At 46.4% G+C, this 24,091-nt stretch carries 20 protein-coding genes and 1 pseudogene; 10 read left to right on the forward strand and 11 right to left on the reverse strand.

What is annotated here, in order from left to right:
- Positions 1–509: 509 nt before the first annotated feature.
- The 9 genes and pseudogenes from IJG50_09430 (at position 510) to IJG50_09470 (ending at position 13,904) form a co-directional block, all read left to right on the forward strand.
- On the forward strand, positions 510–737 hold the full coding sequence (locus IJG50_09430) for a helix-turn-helix domain-containing protein (protein ID MBQ3380062.1): 228 nt from the start codon (positions 510–512) through the stop codon (positions 735–737).
- Between the two features lie 5 nt (positions 738–742).
- Positions 743–2,305, forward strand: coding sequence for a type I restriction-modification system subunit M (locus tag IJG50_09435; protein ID MBQ3380063.1), 1,563 nt, complete (start codon positions 743–745; stop codon positions 2,303–2,305).
- On the forward strand, positions 2,302–3,039 hold the full coding sequence (locus IJG50_09440; GenBank protein MBQ3380064.1) for a hypothetical protein: 738 nt from the start codon (positions 2,302–2,304) through the stop codon (positions 3,037–3,039). The genes IJG50_09435 and IJG50_09440 overlap by 4 nt, the downstream gene beginning before the upstream one ends.
- A gap of 32 nt (positions 3,040–3,071) precedes the next feature.
- Entirely contained in the window at positions 3,072–4,925 is a 1,854-nt protein-coding gene (locus IJG50_09445; GenBank protein MBQ3380065.1) for a restriction endonuclease subunit S, read from the forward strand.
- 18 nt (positions 4,926–4,943) lie between these two features.
- Positions 4,944–8,075 (forward strand): annotated as a pseudogene (locus tag IJG50_09450) (type I restriction endonuclease subunit R).
- 124 nt (positions 8,076–8,199) lie between these two features.
- Complete coding sequence (locus IJG50_09455; protein ID MBQ3380066.1) at positions 8,200–11,160, forward strand: SIR2 family protein; 2,961 nt, start codon at positions 8,200–8,202, stop codon at positions 11,158–11,160.
- A gap of 315 nt (positions 11,161–11,475) precedes the next feature.
- Positions 11,476–11,976 carry a hypothetical protein gene (locus IJG50_09460; protein MBQ3380067.1) on the forward strand — a complete coding sequence of 167 codons (501 nt, stop codon included), beginning with the start codon at positions 11,476–11,478 and terminating at the stop codon, positions 11,974–11,976.
- A gap of 44 nt (positions 11,977–12,020) precedes the next feature.
- Positions 12,021–13,169: an amidohydrolase family protein gene (locus tag IJG50_09465; protein MBQ3380068.1), complete on the forward strand. Its 1,149-nt coding sequence runs from the start codon at positions 12,021–12,023 to the stop codon at positions 13,167–13,169.
- Positions 13,170–13,181: 12 nt separating this feature from the next.
- A complete protein-coding gene (locus IJG50_09470; GenBank protein ID MBQ3380069.1) occupies positions 13,182–13,904 on the forward strand; it encodes an NAD-dependent protein deacylase in 723 nt (240 codons plus the stop codon).
- A gap of 42 nt (positions 13,905–13,946) precedes the next feature.
- Here the strand turns inward: IJG50_09470 and clpX are convergent, their stop codons facing one another.
- The 4 genes from clpX to IJG50_09490 form a co-directional block, all read right to left on the reverse strand.
- Positions 13,947–15,263: an ATP-dependent Clp protease ATP-binding subunit ClpX gene (clpX, locus tag IJG50_09475; protein MBQ3380070.1), complete on the reverse strand. Its 1,317-nt coding sequence runs from the start codon at positions 15,261–15,263 to the stop codon at positions 13,947–13,949.
- Between the two features lie 63 nt (positions 15,264–15,326).
- On the reverse strand, positions 15,327–15,914 hold the full coding sequence (clpP, locus tag IJG50_09480; GenBank protein MBQ3380071.1) for an ATP-dependent Clp endopeptidase proteolytic subunit ClpP: 588 nt from the start codon (positions 15,912–15,914) through the stop codon (positions 15,327–15,329).
- A gap of 126 nt (positions 15,915–16,040) precedes the next feature.
- Positions 16,041–17,489: a trigger factor gene (locus IJG50_09485; GenBank protein MBQ3380072.1), complete on the reverse strand. Its 1,449-nt coding sequence runs from the start codon at positions 17,487–17,489 to the stop codon at positions 16,041–16,043.
- Positions 17,490–17,603: 114 nt separating this feature from the next.
- The gene (locus IJG50_09490; protein MBQ3380073.1) at positions 17,604–18,302 is read right to left on the reverse strand and encodes a metallophosphoesterase; all 699 of its coding nucleotides are present in this window, start codon (positions 18,300–18,302) and stop codon (positions 17,604–17,606) included.
- A gap of 98 nt (positions 18,303–18,400) precedes the next feature.
- On the opposite strand from IJG50_09490, the gene IJG50_09495 reads away from it, so the two are divergent.
- Positions 18,401–18,574: a DUF1540 domain-containing protein gene (locus tag IJG50_09495; protein ID MBQ3380074.1), complete on the forward strand. Its 174-nt coding sequence runs from the start codon at positions 18,401–18,403 to the stop codon at positions 18,572–18,574.
- A gap of 46 nt (positions 18,575–18,620) precedes the next feature.
- Here the strand turns inward: IJG50_09495 and IJG50_09500 are convergent, their stop codons facing one another.
- The 7 genes from IJG50_09500 to rplS form a co-directional block, all read right to left on the reverse strand.
- Positions 18,621–20,111 carry a threonine synthase gene (locus tag IJG50_09500; GenBank protein ID MBQ3380075.1) on the reverse strand — a complete coding sequence of 497 codons (1,491 nt, stop codon included), beginning with the start codon at positions 20,109–20,111 and terminating at the stop codon, positions 18,621–18,623.
- 26 nt (positions 20,112–20,137) lie between these two features.
- Positions 20,138–21,073 (reverse strand): membrane dipeptidase, encoded by a 936-nt coding sequence (locus tag IJG50_09505; GenBank protein MBQ3380076.1) that lies wholly within the window; start codon positions 21,071–21,073, stop codon positions 20,138–20,140.
- Positions 21,070–21,447 (reverse strand): YraN family protein, encoded by a 378-nt coding sequence (locus IJG50_09510; GenBank protein MBQ3380077.1) that lies wholly within the window; start codon positions 21,445–21,447, stop codon positions 21,070–21,072. Before IJG50_09510 ends, IJG50_09505 begins: the two co-directional genes overlap by 4 nt.
- Before the next feature lie 16 nt (positions 21,448–21,463).
- Positions 21,464–22,054: a ribonuclease HII gene (locus IJG50_09515; GenBank protein MBQ3380078.1), complete on the reverse strand. Its 591-nt coding sequence runs from the start codon at positions 22,052–22,054 to the stop codon at positions 21,464–21,466.
- A 17-nt stretch (positions 22,055–22,071) separates the two neighbouring features.
- Positions 22,072–22,938, reverse strand: a complete 867-nt coding sequence (ylqF, locus tag IJG50_09520) for a ribosome biogenesis GTPase YlqF (protein MBQ3380079.1) — start codon at positions 22,936–22,938, stop codon at positions 22,072–22,074.
- An 18-nt stretch (positions 22,939–22,956) separates the two neighbouring features.
- Positions 22,957–23,559: a signal peptidase I gene (gene lepB, locus IJG50_09525; GenBank protein ID MBQ3380080.1), complete on the reverse strand. Its 603-nt coding sequence runs from the start codon at positions 23,557–23,559 to the stop codon at positions 22,957–22,959.
- A 91-nt stretch (positions 23,560–23,650) separates the two neighbouring features.
- A complete protein-coding gene (gene rplS / locus IJG50_09530) occupies positions 23,651–23,992 on the reverse strand; it encodes a 50S ribosomal protein L19 (protein MBQ3380081.1) in 342 nt (113 codons plus the stop codon).
- Between the last annotated feature and the right edge of the window lie 99 nt (positions 23,993–24,091).

Raw genomic sequence — 24,091 nt, forward strand, 5'->3', positions numbered from 1 at the left:
GCTTTCGGACGAGCTGGCGATTGCTCGGGCAAAAAGCCAATTCCGGAAGATGCAGAAGGCTGAGTTTATATTGTGTTCCTCCCACTTTTCAATGGACATTTTTCTGCCGAATGTCAGGTATCGTCAGAAATATTTTTTTGATAGTCTATGGCGTTGTGAAGTTCCGAGATTCTTCTCCCACTTTTCAATGGACATTTCGGAAAGCTTTTTTACCCATTGCCAAAAATATATTTTGGGGGTGAACTGAATTCGTCGAACAACTCTTGTCGCCCTCAACGCGCATGTTTCCAGTTGAAAGAAACAAAAAAAGCACCGGAACGGTGCGCAGCCGATTTTGCAGAAATCGTTCAAAGGGGTTTGGGGAGCTTTCCCCAACAAGCGAAAAGTGGCTCCAAGCCGCCTTGCTTGCCAGAACTTAATCTGAGCGGCACATCGACATTGATTTTGCTGGCGAATTATGATATAATTATGCTATATCTTTGACCAGTCGAAGTAAAGGAGACGCGGACATGAGTTTTTCTGAAGAATTAAAAAGCATCCGGCAGCACTCTTTCCTGTCACAGGAGGCTTTTGCGCGTGAGCTGAATGTTTCGTTTTCTTCCGTCAACCGGTGGGAAGGCGGCAGAGCGAAACCGAATCTCAACGCCATGAAGAATATAAAAGCGTTTTGCGAAACACACGATATAGATTTCTCCCGTCTCGAAAGAGAATGGCACGAGATGGGCAAGGAGGACTGACTGAAATGGCAGATATAAAAAAAGAACAGGACGCCCTGTTCAGTACGATATATAAAATGGCCACCGATCTGGTACACGCAGGTCATGTCTCGGAGTGGGATTTCAAATCCTATGTGTTTGTAACGATGTTTTACCGCTACATATCCGAGAATCTTACTGCGTACATCAATGCCGGTGAGCGCGCCGCCGGCGATGCGGATTTTGATTATGCCAAGCTGTCTGATACGGACGCCGAGGGTGCGCGCGAGGGGCTTATTCAGGAAAAAGGCTTTTTCATCCTTCCCTCTGAGCTTTTCGGAAATGTGCTGAGAAACGCAAGAAATAATGAAAATCTCAACGAAACGATAGAAGGTGTATTCCGTCATATTGAAGAATCTGCAAAAGGCAGCGATTCGGAAAGCAGCTTCTCCGGTCTGTTTGATGATTTTGATGTCAACAGCAAATCCATCGGCGAGACCGTAGCAAAAAGGAACGAGGTGCTTGTTGACCTTCTCGAAGGCGTAAACCGGATGCCGCTGTACAGCTCCGAAGGTCTCAATGCCGATCTGTTCGGAGACGCTTATGAATATCTCATGGGCATGTATGCGGCAAACGCAGGCAAAAAGGGCGGTCAGTATTTCACGCCTGCGGACGTTTCTGAGCTTCTTGCGCGTCTCGGAACAATCGGCAAAACGGACGTGAACAAGGTATATGATCCCGCCTGCGGTTCGGGGTCTCTATTGCTCAAGGCCGAGCGCGTTCTCGGCAAGGGGCACATCCGTCAGGGCTTTTTCGGACAGGAGATTGACCTTACGACATATAACCTGTGCCGCATCAATATGTTTCTGCACAATATAGAATTTGACAAGTTCAGCATTGTCCGCGAGGATACGCTTATGGCTCCCCAACACTGGGATGACGAGCCGTTTGACCTTATCGTCTGCAATCCGCCGTTCTCCAGACCGTGGAAAGCGTCAAGCAATCCCGTTCTGATCAACGATCCGCGATTCGCGCCTGCCGGTGTTTTGGCTCCCGATTCCAAGGGGGACTTGGCATTCGTTATGCACTGCCTGTCATGGCTTTCGGCAGACGGCGCGGCTGCAATCGTATGCTTCCCCGGCATCATGTATCGCGGAGGAGCGGAACAGAAAATCCGAAAGTATCTGATCGATAACAACTTCGTGGACGCTGTGATCCAACTCCCGGCGAACCTGTTCCTTAACGTGACCATTTCCGTTGATATCATGGTTCTGCGGAAGAACAAGAAGGGCAATCGGGTATTGTTTGTGGATGCCTCCGGCGAATGCGTTAAGGTCACGAAGAATAACAGGCTTTCCGATGACAATATTGCCCGTATCGTGAGCGCGGTGGCGAATCATAGCGAGATCAAACATTTCTCTCATCTGGCGAGCTATGACGAAGTCGCGGAGAACGGCTATAACCTTTCCGTTTCCACCTATGTGGAGGCGGAGGATACTCGCGAGAAAATCGACATCAAAAAACTGAATGCCGAGATTGAGGAGATCGTCGCACGTGAGGCGACCCTCCGGGAAGAAATAAATCGTATTATTATGGAGATTGAGATATGAGTTGGGGCAGAGTCTTTAAAAGTCAAGATTATGGACGTCCAACATACAAGCACAAAGACCTGCCTGTTTATATTACTGATGAGTTTGATTTCTTCCGCTGTGTCGAATTCAATGACGGCTTATATAAAAAAACAGCATCTGAATTGTTTGCTGGGAACCTACGCATGTGTAACGGACGATATTCTTTCTTATTTCCCGGTATGAAGATATCATATTGGGCTGATAGTCCTCAGACCGCGAGAGCTGAAATTAAAAAACATGGTGCAGGCAACAATATATTGACCTTTTGGGCTTACGATGACGGAACCAGTACATTTCCGACGTTGCCGACACAAGATCCTCTTATCATTGTTGATGGACGGAAGTGCGGTGTGCAAGATTTGATAGACAAGGCCGACGCACAAGTTCCTTTAACCGAAAGAGAAAAAAGCTTGTTAGAGCAAATACTATCCACAGAACCAGACTGTTTGGCTTTTGACTCCCATGCGATAAATGGCGGAGAGAATTTCATCTTTTTTGAAAAGGGCTTCAAAAAGCTGTCTTTGCGGCAGTTAAGGCTTCGCTTTGGGCGAAAGGACGGAGGAAGTCACAGTCGTATAGTATGTGCGGATTCATGTGATTACACCCCATTCATAGAGGCGTATGGTAAGTTCTTTTTACCAAAGGCAAGGCTTGGAATGGATAATAATTACCTTGAGTCTGATGAATATAGGATTCGGAAGAAAAATCTGTGATGAGTCATATAAAAGAATGCAGGAGGCAGTACATGAATAGATTGGGAGAACTTATAAAAGAATACTGCACTAATGGCGTTGAATATAAGCGTTTAGGTGAAATCGGCCCTGTTTGTATGTGTAAAAGGATTTTGAAATCACAAACCAACAGTGAAGGCGGTATACCGTTCTATAAAATTGGGACATTTGGCGGAGTTGCAGATTCATATATCTCTGAAGAGCTATTTAACGAATACAAAAGTAAGTATTCATATCCGAAGGCTGGAGAAGTATTGATATCAGCCGCTGGTACAATAGGAAGAAGCGTCATTTTTAACGGTGAGTCTTCTTATTTTCAAGACTCAAATATTGTATGGGTTTCAAATGACGAAACACAAGTTCTAAATAAGTATCTTTTCTATTGCTATCAATTGTCCCCTTGGAGTATTTCATCCGGTGGGACTATTGCAAGGTTGTATAATGACAATATTTTGAAAGCAAAGATCCCTGTCCCTCCCATAGAGGTGCAGCGTGAAATTGTCCGTATCCTGGACAATTTCACGGAGCTTACAGCGGAGCTTACAGCGGAGCTTACAGCGGAGCTTACAGCGGAGCTTACAGCGCGGAAGAAACAGTATGAATACTATAGGGATGCGTTGCTGGATGTGCGCAAGGAAATCCCTGTCGTTAAGCTCAAGGAGATCGCCACAGAGATGTTCCGTGGAGCTGGCATCAAGCGCGAGGAAGTGACCGAGGAAGGTATCCCTTGCGTCCGTTACGGCGAGATATATACGACCTACAACACATGGTTCGATACTTGCGTATCCCATACGAAGCTTGAATATGTGCCGTCTCCTAAGTATTTTGAGTATGGTGATATTCTGTTTGCTATCACCGGGGAAAGCGTGGAGGATATTGCAAAATCCGTCGCATATGTAGGGCATGACCGCTGCCTTGCAGGTGGTGACATTGTGGTGATGAAGCACAAGCAGAACCCGCGCTATCTTGCCCATGTCCTCTCTACCACTTATGCGAGAGAGCAGAAAAGCAAGGGCAAGGTCAAAAGCAAGGTGGTTCATTCCAATGTGCCGTCTATTGAAAATATAGAGATACCGTTGCCACCTCTGGATGTGCAGGAGCGATATGCGAATGTGCTGGATAGTTTTGAGGCTATATGTAATGACCTCAACATCGGTCTCCCGGCAGAAATCAGCGCAAGGCAAAAACAGTACGAATATTACAGAGATTTGCTATTGACATTCGCCGAGACCGGAAACACAATCGTTAGACAGACAGACAGACAGGCTGAAATAGCGCTTTTGCAGTATGTGTTTGGGTATGCGGAGGTGCAGTTGCAGGATGTGGCTGAATATAGAAGTCAGAGAATCGATGCCGCTGAAATTGACGAGAACTCCTACATTGGGGTAGATAATCTTCTTCCAGATAAAGGCGGTCGCAAGCCTTCAGAATACGTTCCAATTGAAGGTCGGCTTATCCGATTCGAGGCAAACGATGTTTTGATCGGAAACATCAGGCCATACTTAAAGAAAATATGGCTTTCTGACTGTTCAGGCGGCACGAATGGAGACGTCCTCACCGTAGGTATCCATGATGATGTGGAAGTATATCCACGGTACCTGTATTATGTCCTTTCCTCCGAAAGGTTCTTTGCTTATGACAACCAATATGCAAAAGGAGCAAAGATGCCGCGTGGGAACAAAGATGCTGTGATGCAATATTGTTTTGCATTACCATCTTACTCCGAGCAAATAAGAATTGCCGGATTATTAGACCGTTTTGATGCCCTATGCAATGACATCACTAAGGGGCTTCCCGCCGAGATAGAGGCTCGTAGACAGCAGTACGAGTATTACAGAGATAAGCTGCTGACATTCAAAGAAGTATAAACCCAAGGAGGTGGCATCTTGCCGTACTTCAACATTGTGGCTCAGACCACGGAAAATACAGTCGTTACGGAATACGAACCCGTAAAGGCCCGCTCTGACAGCTATCAGAGCGAGGCGGAGCTTGAACGGGAGTTCATTCGTATGCTCACGGAGCAGGGCTATGAATACCTGTCGATCCATACGGAAGCGGAGCTGCTTGCCAATCTACGCACACAGCTTGAAAAGTTGAACGGCTATACCTTCACCGATTCCGAGTGGAGCCGTTTCCTCAAGGAAAGCGTTGCCAATCCCAATGAGCATATTGTGGAAAAGACCCGGAAGATACAGGAGGATTTCGTACAGGTGCTCCGCCGCGACGACGGCAGCAGCAAGAATATCCTGCTGATTGACAAGAAGAACGTGCATAATAATTTCCTGCAAGTCATCAATCAGTATTCTGTCGGGCAGGATGTCGGGGCGAAGCACGATAACCGCTATGATGTTACCGTTCTCGTCAACGGTCTGCCGCTTGTGCATATCGAGCTGAAACGGCGCGGCGTTGCTATCCGGGAGGCGTTCAATCAGATCAACCGCTATCAGCGTGATTCTTTCTAGGCAGGATGCGGACTGTTCGAGTATGTGCAAATCTTCGTCATCAGCAACGGCACGAATACGAAGTATTATTCCAACAGCACCCGCTTCAATGCTATAAAGGATGCGAATTCCTCCAAAGCAAAAAAGGAGAAGACTTCCAATAGCTTTGAGTTCACATCCTATTGGGCAGACAGCAACAATGTGGTGATCCCTGATCTGATTGATTTTACACGGACGTTTTTCGCACGGCACACCATTCTGAATGTGCTGACGAAGTACTGTATTTTCACATCCGAGAATATGCTCATGGTCATGCGTCCGTATCAGATCACGGCAACGGAACGCATCCTCAACCGCATTGAGATCGCCACGAACTACAAGAAGTATGGCAGCGTGGCGGGAGGCGGCTATATCTGGCATACCACCGGCTCCGGCAAGACGCTGACCTCCTTCAAGACGGCGCGGCTGGCTTCCAATCTGCCCTATATAGACAAGGTGCTTTTCGTGGTTGACCGCAAAGATTTGGACTATCAGACCATGAAGGAATATGACCGCTTTGAGAAAGGCGCTGCCAACAGTAATACTTCTACCGCAATCCTAAAGCGGCAGCTTGAAGACCCGAATGCACATATCATTATCACAACCATTCAGAAGCTGTCCACCTTCGTAAAAAAGAATCCTGGACATGAAGTTTATCACAAGCACGTTGTTATTATCTTTGACGAATGCCACCGCAGCCAGTTCGGTGATATGCATACGGCAATCGTAAAGAATTTTAAGAAATATCATCTGTTCGGCTTTACCGGGACGCCGATTTTTGCGGCGAATGCCGGAGCGGTTAGGAACACGCAGTTTTTCACCACTGAGCAGACCTTCGGCGATCAATTGCACACCTATACCATCGTGGACGCCATCAATGATAAAAACGTTCTGCCGTTCCGCGTGGATTACATCAAGACGATGGATACCGACCCGGATATTGACGATAAGAACGTCTGGGATATCGACCGAGAGAAAGCGTTCATGGCACCGAAGCGCATCGAACTTGTCACACGGTACATTCTGGAGCATTTTGACCAAAAGACATATCGCGGGGATAAGACTTACATTTTCAATACACTGACGAACATTTCGGAGGTAGCGTCTGCCGCCCGTGGCGCTGTTGAGGAGATAAAGCAGAAACAACGCATCAGCGGATTCAACAGCATTTTTTGCGTTGCCTCCGTTCCGATGGCAAGATTATACTACGAGGAATTCAAAAAGCAGATGGCTGCCGACCCTGCGCGTTCGCTCCGTATAGCAACTATTTACAGTTATGGTGCGAACGAGGAAGAGGCTGACGGCATCCTTGATGAAGAGAACTCTGAGGACACATCCGCTTTGGATCAGTCCTCTCGTGATTTTCTTGAAGCCTGCATCTGTGATTACAACGGGATGTTTCATACCAATTATTCTACGGACGGAGACCGGTTCCAGAATTACTATAAAGATGTATCACTCCGTATGAAGAACAAGGAGCTTGATCTGCTGATTGTGGTCAATATGTTCCTCACGGGTTTTGATGCCACCACGCTGAATACGCTATGGGTAGATAAGAATCTGAAAATGCACGGTCTGATACAGGCGTTCAGCCGCACAAATCGTATCCTAAACAGCATAAAAACTTTCGGCAATATCATCTGTTTTCGCAATTTGCAAAAACGTGTTGATGATGCCATTTCGCTGTTCGGCGACAAAAATGCGTCCGGCATCGTACTGATGCAGACATTCAAGGATTACTACTACGGTTTCATCGGCCCCGACGACAAGCATCATCCCGGCTATGTAGATATGATAGATGAGCTGACGGACAGATTTCCGCTCACCGTGCCGCAGATCATTGGAGAGCAGAACCAGAAGGAGTTTATCGCACTGTTCGGCTCGATCCTGCGTATGCGAAACCTTCTCGTCTCCTTCGATGATTTTGCCGGGAAGGAGATTCTCACCGAGCGCGATCTGCAGGATTACCTCGGTCGCTATCAGGATCTGCGCGACGAATGGCGTGGTCGCAAACCCGGCGGCGATAAAGAGGATATCACGGACGATGTAATCTTTGAGGTGGAGCTGATCCGCCAGATTGAGATTAATATCGATTACATCCTTCTGCTCGTGAAAAAGTTCCATGACAGCCATTGCCAGGACAAAGAAGTGCTGATTACCATCCGTAAGGCTGTGGACGCATCGCCGGAGTTGCGCAGCAAGAAGGCACTCATCGAAACATTCATTGCCGGAATTAACGATGTGGATGACGTTATGTTGGAGTGGCGCACGTTCGTTGCCGAGGAACGGGAGAAGCAACTCGTCCAAATCATTACGGAGGAGAATCTGAAAGAGGAAGAGACACGCAAGTTCATGGAGGATTCTTTCCGCAACGGCGAGATAAAAACGACCGGTACAGATATTGAGAAGATTCTGCCTCCCGTCTCCCGCTTCGGAGGCGGCAACCGTACCCAAAAGAAGCAGACAGTCATCGATAAGCTGAAAGTTTTCTTCGAGCGGTTCTTCGGCATCGGATCGTCGGAGTTTTCAAAGCAATAAATAGGTGGCTGCCTTTTGCGATGGACCCGTTCGCATTTTGAGAGAACAAGATAGCGCCAAACATGTTCAACATGATTATACAATGGGCCGATTATTTGCTGCGGCATGAGACGAGGGGATTAATATGTATGAGAAAGAACTGCAAAGAATATTAAACGCTTCACAGAATAATGCACTTACGTTTTTCGTTGGTGCAGGCGTATCAAAACTCTCCGGAGCACCGACGTGGAAAGAGTTGATTGACGCAATTAGTGTCAAACTGGAACAACTACCCCAAAAAAAATATTCTTCCGATGAATCTCTTCAAATTCCGCAGATGTTTTATTATTCTTTAGGGGAGAACAAGGCAGAGTACTATAAGTTCGTCAAGGAACAGTTGTATTCTTCTTCATTGTTGCCAAATACCATCCATCGGGAAATGCTGAACCTAAATCCGGTATCCTTTATTACTACCAACTATGACACGCTACTGGAAGATGCGGCGATCCAGTATTGTCAAAGCTTTAAGGTAGTCTCACGAGATGAAGACGTTCCAACCGTTTTTGGAGATAGGTTTATACTAAAACTACACGGGGATTTTAAGCATAATAATTTTGTGCTGAAGGAAGAGGACTACCTCAACTACAGCGAAAACTTCAAATTGATTGAAACCCTGGTAAAATCTATTTTTTCCACCAACACTGTTGTTTTTATAGGATACAGCCTTAATGATTATAATATTAAACTGATTCTTAACTGGACGAAAACACTACTTAAGGGTAGCTTCCGAGAGCCTATCTTCCTTTATGTTGGTAGCTCGGCCCTTACAGATACTGAACTTATTTATCATCAGTCAAAGGGACTCGCAGTTATCGAGTTGAATAAACTCTTGCCTCCAACTGACGACTACTTGAATCGCTACAATGCGATCTTTGCTGCGTTAAAGAATCAATCTAAACTGTCATTAGACGGAAAATCAGAGGATGAAGCGTTTGAGATTCTATACAATTTGCTTCGACCCTTAAATCGATTAAATGCCCTTCGAATCGGAGATATTTCAAAAAGACTGTATCCCTACGTCAGAATAAGGGACACTGGAGTTATAAGCTATCCTCAAAATGATAGCCTGATATTAAAAAAGTTCTTTGCAATAAATCAATTATCATTGGCTGAACAAAATGCACTTTCAAAAGATGTATTGGCTAAATATCACTGCATTTTAGATGTCTTCCGAAAGGCGAGAGTATTAGAGGTAGAAGATAACCACAAGCACAGGCAGTTTATTACTGATGGAGTGCCTTTTGCTGACAGGAATTGCATTCTATTCGATTATACACACATGCACACCTTTTCAGCAAAGACATACAAGTCAATCGAAAGCAATTATAGAAAGGCTTTTTATCTGTCCCGGCTGAGAAGATATGACGAAGCATTTTTCCTTTTTTCAGAAGTTACAAAGCAAGCGTTTAAGGCAGAGAACTATCTGTTGTACTATCTTGCTGAATCTAACTGTATTAGCTTACGCAAAGTAATAAAGAATGTTAATACATGGTATCGCTGTTATGATATAGATGCAGTTGAAGCCTTATCACCAAATGATTCGGAGATTGAAAATCTGTTTAGGCATTTGCCAGTGGAATTCAGGAGTACATATGACAACTTAACAGATATTCATAGTCCGGATTTGCTTTATAAATACGCTTATGAGTCGTTTGTTGATGGGCAAAAGCTGCAAAAGGCGATAGAATCCGGTTCAACAGAATTTGGATTAACAAGCAGCGGTAAGGCGGTTTGTCGAGTAAACGATTATTTGCATTTCTTGCTTGGAAATGGAATTGTAGCAGATGTATTCTCCGAGTATAGAATTGCAGTGAAGAATCTGATGTCCCTGTTAGTATACAAGTACTCCACACAGGGAAAGAAAGTATTGCATGAGCGGCTATTTCCTTTTATTGAAGGGAATGACATTTATTTCGATGAAATCGATTTTCACTGTTTCGTAGAGTATTTTGATGCAAAGGAAATAGTAGAGTTGCTGGACAAATATCACATTGAAACAATCGAGTTTCAGAATATGTCTTTGGTTGAGACCGCTGTAAACAACTTATTGGATTACTACAGTTATGCGGTCAAATCTACAAAAAACAACATTGATGTTATTGGGTTGCAAACGCAAATTAAGAATTGCCTCGCATTACTCAGATATGTCAGCGTTTCGCAGGGCTTGGTTGATAAGATATGCGGCTTCATCCTAACACAAGAATTCAGGGAAATATTGATAAATGATAAGGTTCTTTTCCTTGATCGCCAACTGGCGAAAAGGAAAATGTATAGCGAAACAACAAGGAAAATCGTAGAGGATACATTGATTTCTTATTTGGATAAGAAGATTTCTGCACTGAAAAAGGGCGAGAAGTTTGAGTTGCCCTCAACAAGCACGGGTATCAATTATTTCAATCTTGTTCATTACATCTCTGCACCAGAGGAAAAATACTATTCACGAAGACTGTCTGTGAGAATCTCGCAGATTATTAATAATAATCTGTCCCAGATGTATGATCAGATAACCCAGCACTACTGCGGATATGTCTCAAAGAATCAGCAGAAAAAGCTTATCACATGGGCTAACAAACTAATACAAACGAATTTTAGCTTTAATTTATTTACAATGCTTATTCAATGTGATGCGCGTATTAGTAAAGTAGTTAATATTCAACTGAAGGAATTCCTTAAGCAAAGAATAGATGCGGCTAAAAAAACAAATAACAATGGTGTAGTCGTATATCCAGCTAGACAACCATACGAAGAATTAGATCGGGTCGGTTATTGGTGTTTGCTCAATATCCTCAAAGCGAAGGATTTCCAGGAATTTCTTGGTAATAGTGCGGTGTTTGACTTCTATTGTGAATACACTAAATTCGATTTCGATAGGTTTGACGTTTCATGGCTATTACATCTTTTCCCGCATACATTGGAACAGATTGCAAAAAATGGAAAGGTCAAAGAACATATACGAGTTGCTATTGCAACTTCATTGAAAGATAAAGGAATAGCAATATCAGACCACCAACGACTTCAAGACATTCTCGTCAAACATTTTTGCTGATTGGAGAGTGCTTCGTTGTTTACGACGTTAACTACTATAGGCTGTATATCAGGGCGCAATCCGTTAATTAAAAGTAGTAAATCGGTAGTAAAACCGCTAGTGATAAGCTGGCAAAACGCTTTTGTTCCAAGGCTTTGCGTGCTTGTTGTTGAATGTTGGTATAATATATAAAAAGCGAAGACGGGCTCGGCGCGATGCGCGGGCATACTTCATATGCTGCGCTCTATTGGATCGCGGCGCAAAAATCCCCTTGCAAGCGAGCATTTTTCTTGCAGCATGATCACTAAAATTTAACACGCTTTTTTGGAGGCTTTCATGGGCAGATTTGAAATAAAGCTTAGAATACGCTCCGAGGACGAACTTTATAACCGCTTTGATGAGGACAGACTTGTATTAAGCGACGATGTTATATCATATATAACAGACCGATTTGAAGAAAAGCATTTCGGCGACGGGCTTGCCCTTAGGATAATAAGTGATACTCCCGTAAACAAGGACGCTGTGACTGCCGCATTTGCACGAAACATTCAGATAATGCAGCAAAAGAAGAAAAAGGAATATAAGAGAAATATAGCGAAACAGCTCAAATTTCTTGTTGTCGGAGTCATATTTCTTGCGGCGGGCATACTTCTTGCCATATCGCTTAATAAAATCCTTCTTGCCGTGATATCTACAATAGGTTCTTTCGCTATTTGGGAAGCGGCAAGCATATGGATAGTGAAAAACCCGCAGAAACGCTTAGAAAGCATGCTGCTGTCCCGTCTTTCGGAAACGGAGCTCATAATTGAAGTAAGAGACGGCGAGGCGCGCCCGTAATGGCGTCTCTCGCTTATATAAAAAAATAAAATAAGGGGGTAAACATGAATATAGTAATAAAAAACGGCACGATATTCGATCCCATTACAAATACCATGCGAGAAGGCGATATTTACATAAGAGACGGAGTTTTTGCCGAGCCGAAAGAGCATTACGGCCAGGCCACGGAGCAGGTAGACGCAAGCGGATGCATAGTGACTCCGGGCCTTATCGATGCGCATATGCACGCATTCCCCGCCGATTTTCCGTACGGCGCAAGCGCCGACGTAATGTGTCCCCCTTGTGGCGTCACTACCGTTATCGACCCGGGCAGCGGCGGCATATACAACATGGATATGTGCCTTAATACGACCGAGCTTTCCATAGTCACGATAAAAGCTCTGCTTGAGCCTTCTATGTACGGCGTTCAGCCTGCTCCCTACGGCGAGATACAGGATCCCATGTATGTTACGCACGAACGTGTAAGAGAACTGTTTAAAAAATATAAAAGCAGAATAATAGGCTTTAAGCTTCGCACCGGCGGAGGTCTTTCCTGCGGCTTCGGTCTTTCGGCCTTGGATGAAATAAAGAAAATGCAAAAAGAGCTGAACTGTGAAGGTTATCTTTGCAACACGACTGTCCATTTCGGGCCGCTGGACGACGGTATAACCGTGGGCGATATACTTTCGCGTCTTGAAAAGGGCGATGTGTTCACTCATATGTTCCGCGGGGACTCAACTATATTTGCACCCGACGGAAGCGTCCTTCCCGAAGTCGTGGAAGCAAGACGGCGCGGCGTAATATTCGATACGGCTGCGTCCGTCGTAAATATGACGCTGAACTGTGCGAAACAAGGCGTATCACAAGGCTTTCTTCCCGACATCATCAGCACAGACATGGTGCGGCCCACTCAGTATAAAAGACGCATAGGCTCGCTTATCCATCAGGCGTCGCTTTTTCTTAACATGGGAATGGAGCTTTCGGACGTTATCCGCGCCGTATCTTATACCCCGGCGCGCGTATACGGAATAACAAACGAGGCAGGCACGTTAAATATCGGTGCGCCGGGCGACTTGGCGGTCATAAAAGTTACGCCGCACGAGCTTACCTTTTCAGATGCTTTCGGCGGCGAGGTACACGCCGACAAGATGCTTGTGCCTAAGCTCACCGTAAAGGCCGGTCATATAATTTACCGCGATGCACTTATGTATTAAGGAGGTTTGATCATGGACGAAAAAATCAGTAAACTCAGCAAAATTTTAAAAGAGAGCAAAAACATAGTATTCTTCGGCGGAGCTGGCGTATCCACCGAAAGCGGCATCCCCGATTTTCGCTCCGCGTCGGGCGTGTTCAATATGGAGTACAGATACCCGCCCGAAACGATACTCAGCCATACGTTTTTTGAAACTCATACAAAGGAGTTTTATAAATTCTACCGCGAAGTCATGCTCTATCCCGACGCCGAGCCGAACGACGCGCACAAGGCGCTTGCCCTGCTTGAAAAAGAAGGCAGGCTTTTGGCCGTCGTTACGCAGAATATAGACGGGCTTCATCAGAAGGCAGGAAACAGCACCGTATATGAACTGCACGGCTCCGTACACAGAAACTACTGCCAAAATTGCGGCAAATCATACGGACTTAAATTTATAATCGACAACACGCCTCTGCCTGTATGCTCATGCGGCGGCCTTATAAAGCCCGACGTAGTATTGTATGAGGAAGCGCTGAATCCGAACACGATAGACAATTCGATATACGCCATAAGCCGCGCCGACACGCTTATAATCGGCGGCACCTCTTTGAACGTATATCCCGCCGCCGGCCTTATAGATTATTTCAGAGGAAAAAATCTCGTGCTCATAAACAAGAGCGAGACGCCGAGCGACAGAATGGCGACGCTCTGCATACACGACTCCATAGGCAAGGTATTAAAAGAAGCTACGGCATAGAAAAAGGCTTCTTCCGAATTTCTCGGAAGAAGCCTTTTTAAATTAAGAGGCCGTATTCTTTTTTTGCTCGGTCTTCTTTCTCGGCTTTGGCTTTGCTTTAGCCGTATCACGCTTTGTTATATGCGGTTCGCCTTTTCCTTCTATAAAGTCCTCAGTTATGGTAAGAGTCTCTACATCCGGCTGCGACGGGATCTCATACATGAGCTTCATCATTGATTCTTCAAGTATCGACCTAAGGCCTCTTGCTCCGAGACCGCGCTCAAGCGCCATGTCCGCTACCTTCTCAAGGGCTTCCTGTTCAAAATCAAGCGTTACTCCGTCAACCTCGAACAGCTTTTTATACTGCTTCGTGAGCGCGTTTTTCGGCTCGGTCAATATGCTTATAAGCGCCGCGCGATCAAGGTCGCGAAGCACTACGCGCACCGGCAGGCGCCCTATAAGCTCCGTGATTATGCCGTATCTCATAAGATCCTTCGTAGTCACCTGCTTTAAAGCGTCGTAAGTATTTGTTGTGACCTTGCTCTTTATGTCAGCTCCGAAGCCCATTTGGCTTTTTCCGATGCGCTTCTTTATTATCGACTCAAGCCCGCCAAATGCACCGCCGCATATAAAGAGTATATTAGTAGTATCTATCTGTATGAACTCCTGCTGCGGATGCTTTCGTCCGCCCTGCGGCGGAACATTGGCCACGGTACCCTCAAGGATCTTTAAAAGCGCCTGCTGTACGCCTTCTCCCGATACGTCGCGCGTTATCGATACGTTTTCGCTTTTTCTCGATATCTTGTCTATCTCATCGATATATATAATGCCGTGCTCGGCGCGTTCTATATCGTAATCGGCAGCCTGAATGAGCTTTAATAGGATGTTTTCCACGTCCTCTCCCACATATCCTGCCTGAGTGAGAGTCGTTGCATCGGCAATGGCAAACGGAATGTTCAAAACTCGCGCAAGCGTCTGCGCAAGATAAGTCTTTCCGCTTCCCGTGGGGCCTATAAGTAAAATATTGCTCTTTTGTATATCGGTGTCACCGTCATGCTCGCTGTTATAAACGGATCTCTTGTAATGATTGTACACCGCTACTGCCAGCGCCACCTTGGCGTCATCCTGACCTATAACGTAATCGTCCAGACGCTCCTTTATCTCTTTTGGTTTGAGCCTTGCAGACGACGAGGCGAAGAGGTCGCTTGCAGATGCGGCTCTATTCATCGGATCACGATCATTTTTAATTATCGCGCTGCAAAGCTCCACGCACTCGTCACAGATATAGCCGTGCGGCCCCTCGATAAGGTGGCGCACCTCACGCTGCGATTTTTCGCAGAAGGAGCATCTTTTTTCGCTGTCTTTATAAAACTTATCCATCCGGGTTCTCCCTTCGTCAAGACAAACGGTTCGGGATGAAAAAACATCCCGAACCAATACAGATCATTGCTGTCTTTCAATAATTTTGTCGATAAGCCCGTAATTCAGCGCATCCTCGGCCGACATGAAATTGTCGCGGTCGGTGTCGTTCTCTATTTTTTCAAGAGGCTGACCCGTGCGCTCCGCCAAGATCTTATTTAAGCTGTCGCGGATCTTTAATATCTGCTGAGCGTGTATCTTAATGTCGGAAGCCTGACCCCTTGCGCCGCCCATCGGCTGATGTATCATTATCTCGCTGTTGGGAAGCGCGAAACGCTTGCCCTTCGCACCTGCCGCCAAGAGGAACGCGCCCATAGAGGCCGCCATTCCTATGCATATCGTCGATACGTCGCACTTTATATACTGCATCGTATCATAAATAGCAAAGCCCGCCGTTACGGAGCCGCCGGGACTGTTTATATAAAACTTTATGTCCGCATCGGGATCCTGCGCCTCAAGATATAAAAGCTGCGCCACTATAAGGCTTGCGGTAGTATCGTTTACATCTTCCGACAAAAATATTATTCTGTCGTTCAAAAGTCTCGAAAAAATATCGTATCCGCGCTCGCCGCCACCCGGCGTCTGTTCAACAACATATGGCATTGTAGGCATTTTCATGCACTCCTTTCTTTGGGTTAATAACGCCCTTTATAAGAATTCTTAAAAAACGGCAGCGGTCACCCACTGCCGTTTTTAAATACTTAAATCAAACACAGGGTTATAAGTAAATATATTTACTTACTTGTTCTCCTCAGAAGTCGTTTCGTCGTCAGCAGTCACGTGGATTATTTCAGGCTCCTTGGCAGTTGCCTCTTTTTCCTTTAATTCCTCGGCAGCCTTCTTCATAGCCTCCTCGGCCTGCTTTGCCTCAAATTCCTCCTGCTTCATCTTCTCATACTCTTCGCCGGATATTTCGGTTATCTCGGCAAGTCCCTTTATATGTTCAACTGCAAGATGAGTCTTCAGATCCTCTCTTACGGTATCAAGCGGCACTACGTTTCTTATCTGCTCGGGCTCCATATCGAAGCGCTCCGCAATACGCTTTATCTCCATATCGAGATCTGCGTCGGAAACCTCGATATTCTCGATCTCGGCCACCTTTTCAAGGGCAAGTCTGCTCTTTACTCTGCGCTCCGCCTGATCCATCATAAGCTTAACGAACTCCTGCGGATCCTGTCCCGTCATCTGGAAATACTGATCCATAGTCACGCCCTGCTCCATGAACTGCTGCTCCTGCTCTTTTTGTACCTGCTGAAGCTCATTTGCTATCATAACGCTGGGTATGTCCGCCTCAAGCGTATCTACAAGGTGAGAGATTATCTCGCCCTCAAGCATATCATTTGCCGTTCTCACACGCATTTCAAGCATCTTTTCCTTAAGCTCCTGTCGAACCTCGGCAATCGTGTCATGCTCGCTTACTTCCTGTGCAAAATCGTCGTCTATTTCGGGAACTATTTTTTCTTTTATCTCATTTATCTTAACCTTGAATACAGCTTCCTTGCCGGCAAAGTCCTTCATATGATAATCTTCGGGGAAGGTAACGGTAACATCGAATTCCTCGCCCGTTTTATGGTCTATCATCTGATCCTCAAAGCCGGGAATGAACATGTCTGAGCCTATCTCAAGAGAGAAGCTCTTTGCGGCGCCGCCTGCAAACGACTTTCCGTCTATAAAGCCCTCAAAATCAATAACGGCCGTATCGCCCTTCTTTATGCCTCTGTCCTCTACGGTCACAAGGCGGGAATTCTGCTCGGCAAGCTTTTTAACTTCCTCATCGATTTCCTCTTCGGTAACAGTATATACCGCACGGTTAAGTTTTAAACCCTTGTAGTCGCCGATTTTTACTTCCGGCTTTACGGTAACCGTCGCCTTCATTACAAGGCCTGCCTCGCCTACATCGACAACGTCTGCCTCGGGCTGATCAACAGGCTCGATCTTTGCTTCCTTTACCGCATCGTCATACATATCGGGATAAACGAAGTTTATAGCGTCCTCATAAAACACGCCTTCTCCGTACATTTTTTCGATCATCCTGCGGGGAGCTTTACCCTTTCTGAAGCCGGGCACATATATTTTGCCCACGTTTTTACGATAAGACTTTTCGATCGCCTTATCAAATTCAGCGCGGTCTATCGCAAATTCCATCTCAACGGTATTGCCGTTTCTCTCCACTTTATTAAGTGTCATTTTAATACATCCTTCCTCAAATTGACTTTACCTGCATTATCTAAATATAATACATTTGATCCGTGTTGTCAAATGTTCTTGCCGAATATTATTATTTATTTAACAAAAGCGCCTCTATCGTATCCTTTTCGGCACAAAATCCATAGTATCTGCCGAAACAAGCATATATTCCACTCCGAAAAACGTGCCTTCTATTGAATTTTTTACCGCGCTTGAATGAATGTGTCCGTATACGCAGGTCGAAACGCCGTACTCTGTGAGCATATTCATTATATCGGGGCATTCATACGTTCTGTAAAGAGGAGGATAATGTATCGCCGCAACAATATCCGTTTTACCCGTATTCTTCGCCGCTTCAAGCGCGGCCCTGAGACGCATCATTTCGCGCGCAAAGATCTTTTGGTCATGTGGCGTATTTTGCTGCTCGGGTGCAAACCACCCTCTCGTGCCGCAGACTGCCGTGTCTTCTATCACAACACAGCTGTGATTTATGAAATCTATTGATCCAAAGCCGCAGCGCGCTGTGAAATCACGGTTTTTCTTCATTGTGTCGAACCAAAAATCATGGTTCCCCTTAACTATATACTTCTTTCCGGGCAGCGCGTCAAGAAACTCAAAATCAGCCTTAAGCTCGTCGTAATTCATGGCCCACGAAATGTCGCCCACCATTATAACGCTGTCATCCTTGCCTACTGCCTTTTCCCAGTTTTCCTTAAGCTTTCTTTCGTAATCGCTCCAGCGTCCGCCGAACACATCCATAGGCTTATCCGTTCCGAACGAGAGGTGAGTATCCCCTATTGCAAAAATTGCCATTCCATCACCTGTATGATCAAAATTAAGTTTTCCGCGCAGTGCTGCCGGTGAATATTGCACATGTTTTCAGACGATAATATCCTCGGAGGTGAAGATGCGTGAAAAACGTAAACATTAACAAGGAAGTTATCGAAGGCATCACCTGCACGGTAGACAACTGCGCATACAACTGCTCAGAGTCAAACTGCTGCTGCGCAGGCAGTATAGACGTAGGCCCCCATTCGGCAAAGGCCAAGGCCGACACCATATGCGCAACCTTTAAAAAGGGCTGAGCATATTTAATATGCGGGACGCGGGATACGCGCCCCGCATACATGTTTATTTAAGATAATCGTCAACGAAGCTTTCCATATCTTCTCTCTTTATTTTCGCATTGAAGCGCACCGGCTTTGTTTTTAAAAGTCCCAGTGCATCGGGGACCTTTACGCTGCTCTTTTCACTTAACATATCGAGAAGCTCAAAGTCGTTTTTGCCCGAAATATCTACGTCCAGCGCCTCAAGCACGCTCTTTGCGAATTTATAGGGGCTTGCGGTCGAAGCTATCACTGTGGGCGTTTTGTCGCCCGTTTTCTTTACGTGATCCTCATACACCGTCACGGCTACGCCCGTGTGCGTATCGCATAAATATCCCTTTTCTTCAAATACGCGGCGTATCGTGGCTTTTGTGCCGTTATCGTCCGTAAAGCCTGCTGAGAACAGATGTGCAATCTGTACTTTCATTTCGTCCGTCACCTCATATTTTCCGCTCTCCGAAAGCGCCTTCATATAAGAGGATATGAGCTTTTCGTCGCCGCCCGAAAGGTCGAACAAAAGACGTTCGAGGTTAGATGAGATGAGTATATCCATCGACGGCGATATCGTAGTGTGGAACGTGCGGTTCTTGTCGTAAACGCCTGTGTTTATGAAATCCGTAAGCACGTTGTTCTCATTTGACGCGCATATAAGGCGGTTTACGGGCACGCCCATTTTCATAGCGTAATAAGCGGCAAGTATGTTTCCGAAGTTGCCCGTGGGCACGCATATGTTTATCTTGTCTCCGGCATTTATTCTGCCTATTGAAATAAGGCGCGCATAAGCGTATACGTAATACACTATCTGAGGAAGAAGTCTGCCCCAGTTTATCGAATTCGCGGAGGAGAGCATAAAACCGCGTCCTGCGATCTTTTCTGAGAACGCCTTGTCTGTAAATATCTTTTTAACGCCGTTTTGAGCGTCGTCAAAGTTTCCTATTACGGCGCCCACATTTACGTTTTCGCCGCTTTGAGTCACCATCTGAAGCTTCTGCATATCGCTTACGCCGTCATCCGGATAGAATACGGCTATGCGAGTGCCCTCGACGTCGGCAAAGCCCTCAAGCGCCGCCTTTCCCGTGTCGCCGGAAGTTGCAACGAGTATCACGACGGTCTTGTCCTCGCCGGTTTTCTTTATCGAATACGTTAAAAACTTAGGCAGTATCTGAAGCGCAACGTCCTTGAACGCGCAGGTGGGGCCGTGGAAAAGCTCAAGAATATACGCGTTGTCCGAAAGTCCCACGATAGGCGTTATCTCCGAAGCCTCCCAACGCTTTTCGCTGTATGCGGAGTCGATGCAGTCGAAAAGCTCCTCGTCTGAAAAATCGGTGAGATATTTTCTCATTACGGCGAAGGCCGCCTCGCGATAAGGCTTGCCCGAAAGCGCGGACAGCTCGCCCTTCTCAAACGGCACTATACTTTCGGGCACGAAAAGTCCGCCCTCTTTTGAAAGGCCCTGTTTCATCGCCTGTGCGGCCGAAAAGTTTATAGACGTGTCGCGCGTGCTTATGTATTTCATTTCTGACCTCCAATTTCCCCGCGCGTTTAAAGCACGGTGAGCATTATTCTTTCCAAATTATCATAAAACAGCTTTTGTACGGTCCTTTCTTTATAATTGAGCTTCAAAAGCTCCTCATAAAGGTTTTCAATATGTACAACGTCCGAAAGTCCCTTGACCGTGCGCTCTATCCCGTCAAAATCCGCCCCTATAAAGAGGCTGTCCTCGCCGCCCAGAGCCATAAAGTGCTCGATATGGCGTACGACGTCGGATATGTGCGCCGTCTGTCTGTCGCTTATAAAATCGGCGTAAAGATTTATGCCCGAGCCGCCGCCCGAGTCTTTGAGCATAAGAAACTGCTCGTCGGTAAGGTTCCGTCTGTGGCTGCATTCCTTTATCGAGTTTGAATGCGAGGCGACAACAATACCTTTGTGCGCCTCCATAACATCGTAAAAGCCGCGGACCGAAAGATGCGACACGTCGATGAGCATATTCAGCTTTCCCATATGAGCTACAACTTCGCGCCCAAAGTCGGTAAGGCCTCGCCCTGTTTCCTCGGTTATTCCGTCTGCAATGCCGTTGTAGCGGTTCCACGTGAGCGTCATAAGGCGCACGCCCATCTTGTAAAACTTATCGAGATTGTCCAAGCGGCCGTTTAAGGGAAGCCCACCCTCTATCGATAAAAAGGCCGCGATCTTGCCTTCCTTTACGGCATTTTCGTAATCGGCGCGTTCCCTACAGAAAGCAACGATATCCTTTCTTTTTTCAACTTCGCCCGTAAAATAATCGTAATACTTAAAAAAATCGTTATAAGCCTCGGCGGGCGTTTTTGTGTCGTCCTGCCATATGGCAAAAATGCCCGCGTAATTCTTAAAGCGTTCAAGCTTTGAAAACGAGATGTGCATATCGTTTTCGTACATTGAAAGGCCCGCGTCGGCGGTGCGCGTTATCGTATCACAGTGCGCGTCGAAATAGCGTATCATTCTTCCGTCTCTCCGAATGCGTTCTTTATGTGAGTTATCTGCCAGCGTGTGGAGTCGCCGCGTTCCCTGTCCGCGAACAACTCTATAACGTCGAATCGCGGCTGAAGCGGAGGCTTGTTATCGTATATGAAGCGCTTGGCTGCTTTAATGAGCCTCTTTTGCTTTTCCGTCGTCACGGCCTCGGCAGGCGTGCCGAAGGGCGTGCCGATGCGGCTCTTTACCTCCACAAAGCAAAGATACGTATCGTCATTTGCGATTATGTCTATCTCGCCTTCCCGCGTGCGGTAATTTACCGTTATCACGTCGTAGCCTTGATCGTATAAAAACTTAACGGCCAATTCCTCACCGTGTCTTCCGCGTTTTATATCGTCCAAAATCAAACACCTCTTTTTAAGGTAATATCTTTTTTAAAAAAGTCTTTCTGTGTATTTTGCAGGGGCCGTATTTTTTAATAAGCTCCGTATGCTCGCGAGTGGGATATCCCTTGTGCTTTTCAAAGCCGTATTCGGGATACTTCTTCGCGTATTCGGCCATAAGCCTGTCACGCGTGACCTTCGCGATTATCGACGCCGCGGCAACGGAGGCGCTTTTTTGATCGCCCTTTACTATGCATCTGTGCGGTATTTCCATAAAGCGCGAGGTGTTTCCGTCTATAAGCACAAAATCCGGCCTGACATTTAAATCGTCAACGGCGCGCGCCATGGCGCGCATCGCCGCGTTCAGTATATTTATCTCGTCTATCTCACGCTCGTCGGCGTAACCCACTCCTACGGAAACGGCGCGCGCCATGATAACGTCGTAAAGCGCTTCGCGCTTCTTTTCGGAGAGCTTCTTCGAGTCGTTTATTCCCTCAATGGGCTCTTTCGGCAGTATAACGGCAGCCGCTACTACCGGTCCCGCAAGCGGGCCGCGTCCGGCCTCGTCCGTACCGGCGACGACGCCGTAACCTGCGCTTTCGGCTTCTCTTTCGAACGCCGTCATGTCGAATCTTTTGCCGCTCATATATAGTCACCCGGCTTTTCCAACGATATTTTTCCGATTTTTGCGCTTCTGAATTCGTCAAGTATCATTTTGGCGGTACGCTCCTCGTCAATTTCTCCGCCTCCCGAAAGAAAGCCCCTCTTCTTTCCTATTTGCGAAAAAGCCTCATACTTTTCTGCGCCGGCAAGCTCATCCCGAGGTATGCCGTATCGCTGCGAAAGCTCGCTTATATAATTCTTTCTTAAAAAATCGGCAAGCTCTGCGGCAAGATAAACGGTATCGGTTATCTCATCCTTTATTGAGCCGCAGAAGGCAAGTCTTTGGCCTACCTTTTCGTCTTCGAACTTCGGCCAGAGTATGCCGGGCGTGTCGAGAAGCTCAAAGCCGCCCGAAAGCCTTATCCACTGTTTGTCGCGAGTGACTCCCGGCCTGTTCTCCACCTTCATGGCCTTTCGCCCCGAAATGCAGTTTATGAACGCGCTCTTTCCCACATTGGGTATGCCCGCCACCATTATCTTTATGGGGCGGTTCACTATGCCGCGCGCGCGCTGTCGTTCGAGCTTATCCTTAAGAATAAGGCGTATCCTTGCCAGCGTCTCCTTGTTCCCCTGCGGCGTGATCGCAGAAAAAAGCATGGCGTGCACACCAAGATCCTTATAATGCTCTATCCACTGCTCATTTATGCGCTTATCCGATATATCGCTTTTATTTAATAGCACAAGCCTCGGCTTATCTTTTAAAAGCTCGTCTATCATCGGATTTTTAGACGATATGGGTATGCGCGCATCGCGTATCTCCACGACGATATCGCAGAGCTTTAAATTTTCGGCTATGAGCCTGCGCGTTTTTGCCATATGTCCGGGAAACCACTGTATCTGTGACATATCTTAACTTCCTGTTCTTTACCAGTCCATATTCTTATATATGCTTCCCAAAGAATTGAGCGGGAATATCCTAAACTGCGCCTTGCCCATGACATATCTTTTATCAACGCATCCTACAAGGGCGCTTCTGCTGTCGGTGGAGGCGTTTCTGTTGTCGCCCATCACAAACACCGTGCCCTCAGGCACGACTAGCGGGAAATCCAGCTGCTGGTATACGTCTTCGCGGATTATATCATTTATATACGGCTCGTTTAGCATCTGTCCGTCAACTATTACTCTTCCGGATGAAAAATCTATATCCACGCTCTGTCCGCCAGTTGCGATAATGCGCTTTATGAAAGGTCTGTCTGTCCAGTTCGGCATATTGACGACTACGATATCTCCGTATTCGGGCTCGTATCCTATCGTGGTAAGCACGACCTTGTCGCTCGTGTGAAGCGTGCGCTCCATCGACTGGCCGTCAACCGTTATTATTCTTACGAAGAAGGAGAATACGAGAATAATAACGACGAGCGAGAATACGAGCGCCTCTGTCCAGTCGAGCGCCTCGGCGTAGGGGCGGCCTTTTCTTTCTTCCTTATCTTCGTCCGCCCTAGATTGCGGATCGGTCTGTTTATTCATATCCATGTTTGCACCTCTTTGAAAAAATATGGAGCAAATTCTTTTTTGCTTATAAAAAGCAAAAAAGGGACTCGTAAAAGTCCCCTTTTTCTTAAAGCTTTTCCTTAACCTTTGCCGCTTTACCGACTCTGTCACGCAGATAAAACAGCTTAGCGCGTCTTACGCGGCCTTTTCTGGATACTTCTATTTTCGCTATGTTAGGCGAATTTACGGGGAAAGTACGCTCAACGCCGATGCCGTACGATATACGTCTCACGGTGATAGTCTTCTGAATGCCGCCGTGACGTTCTGCGATGAGTATGCCCTCGAACATCTGGATACGCTCGCGCGAGCCTTCCTTGATCTTTACATAGATCTTTAAGGTATCACCGATGGAATACTCGGGAATATCCGTGCGTATCTGATCCTGAGTCAAAGTCTGAAGATAATCCATTGAAAAGTCCTCCCTTCTTTCATAGATGTTCATGGGCCGCATCACCCGCCCAGAGGACCATCCGTTTTCTTAAAATTGCGCCGCTTTCACAATAAGCGC

The sequence above is a fragment of the Clostridia bacterium genome (genome assembly GCA_017405765.1).
In the GTDB taxonomy this organism is placed as follows: Bacteria; Bacillota; Clostridia; order Oscillospirales; family RGIG577; genus RGIG577.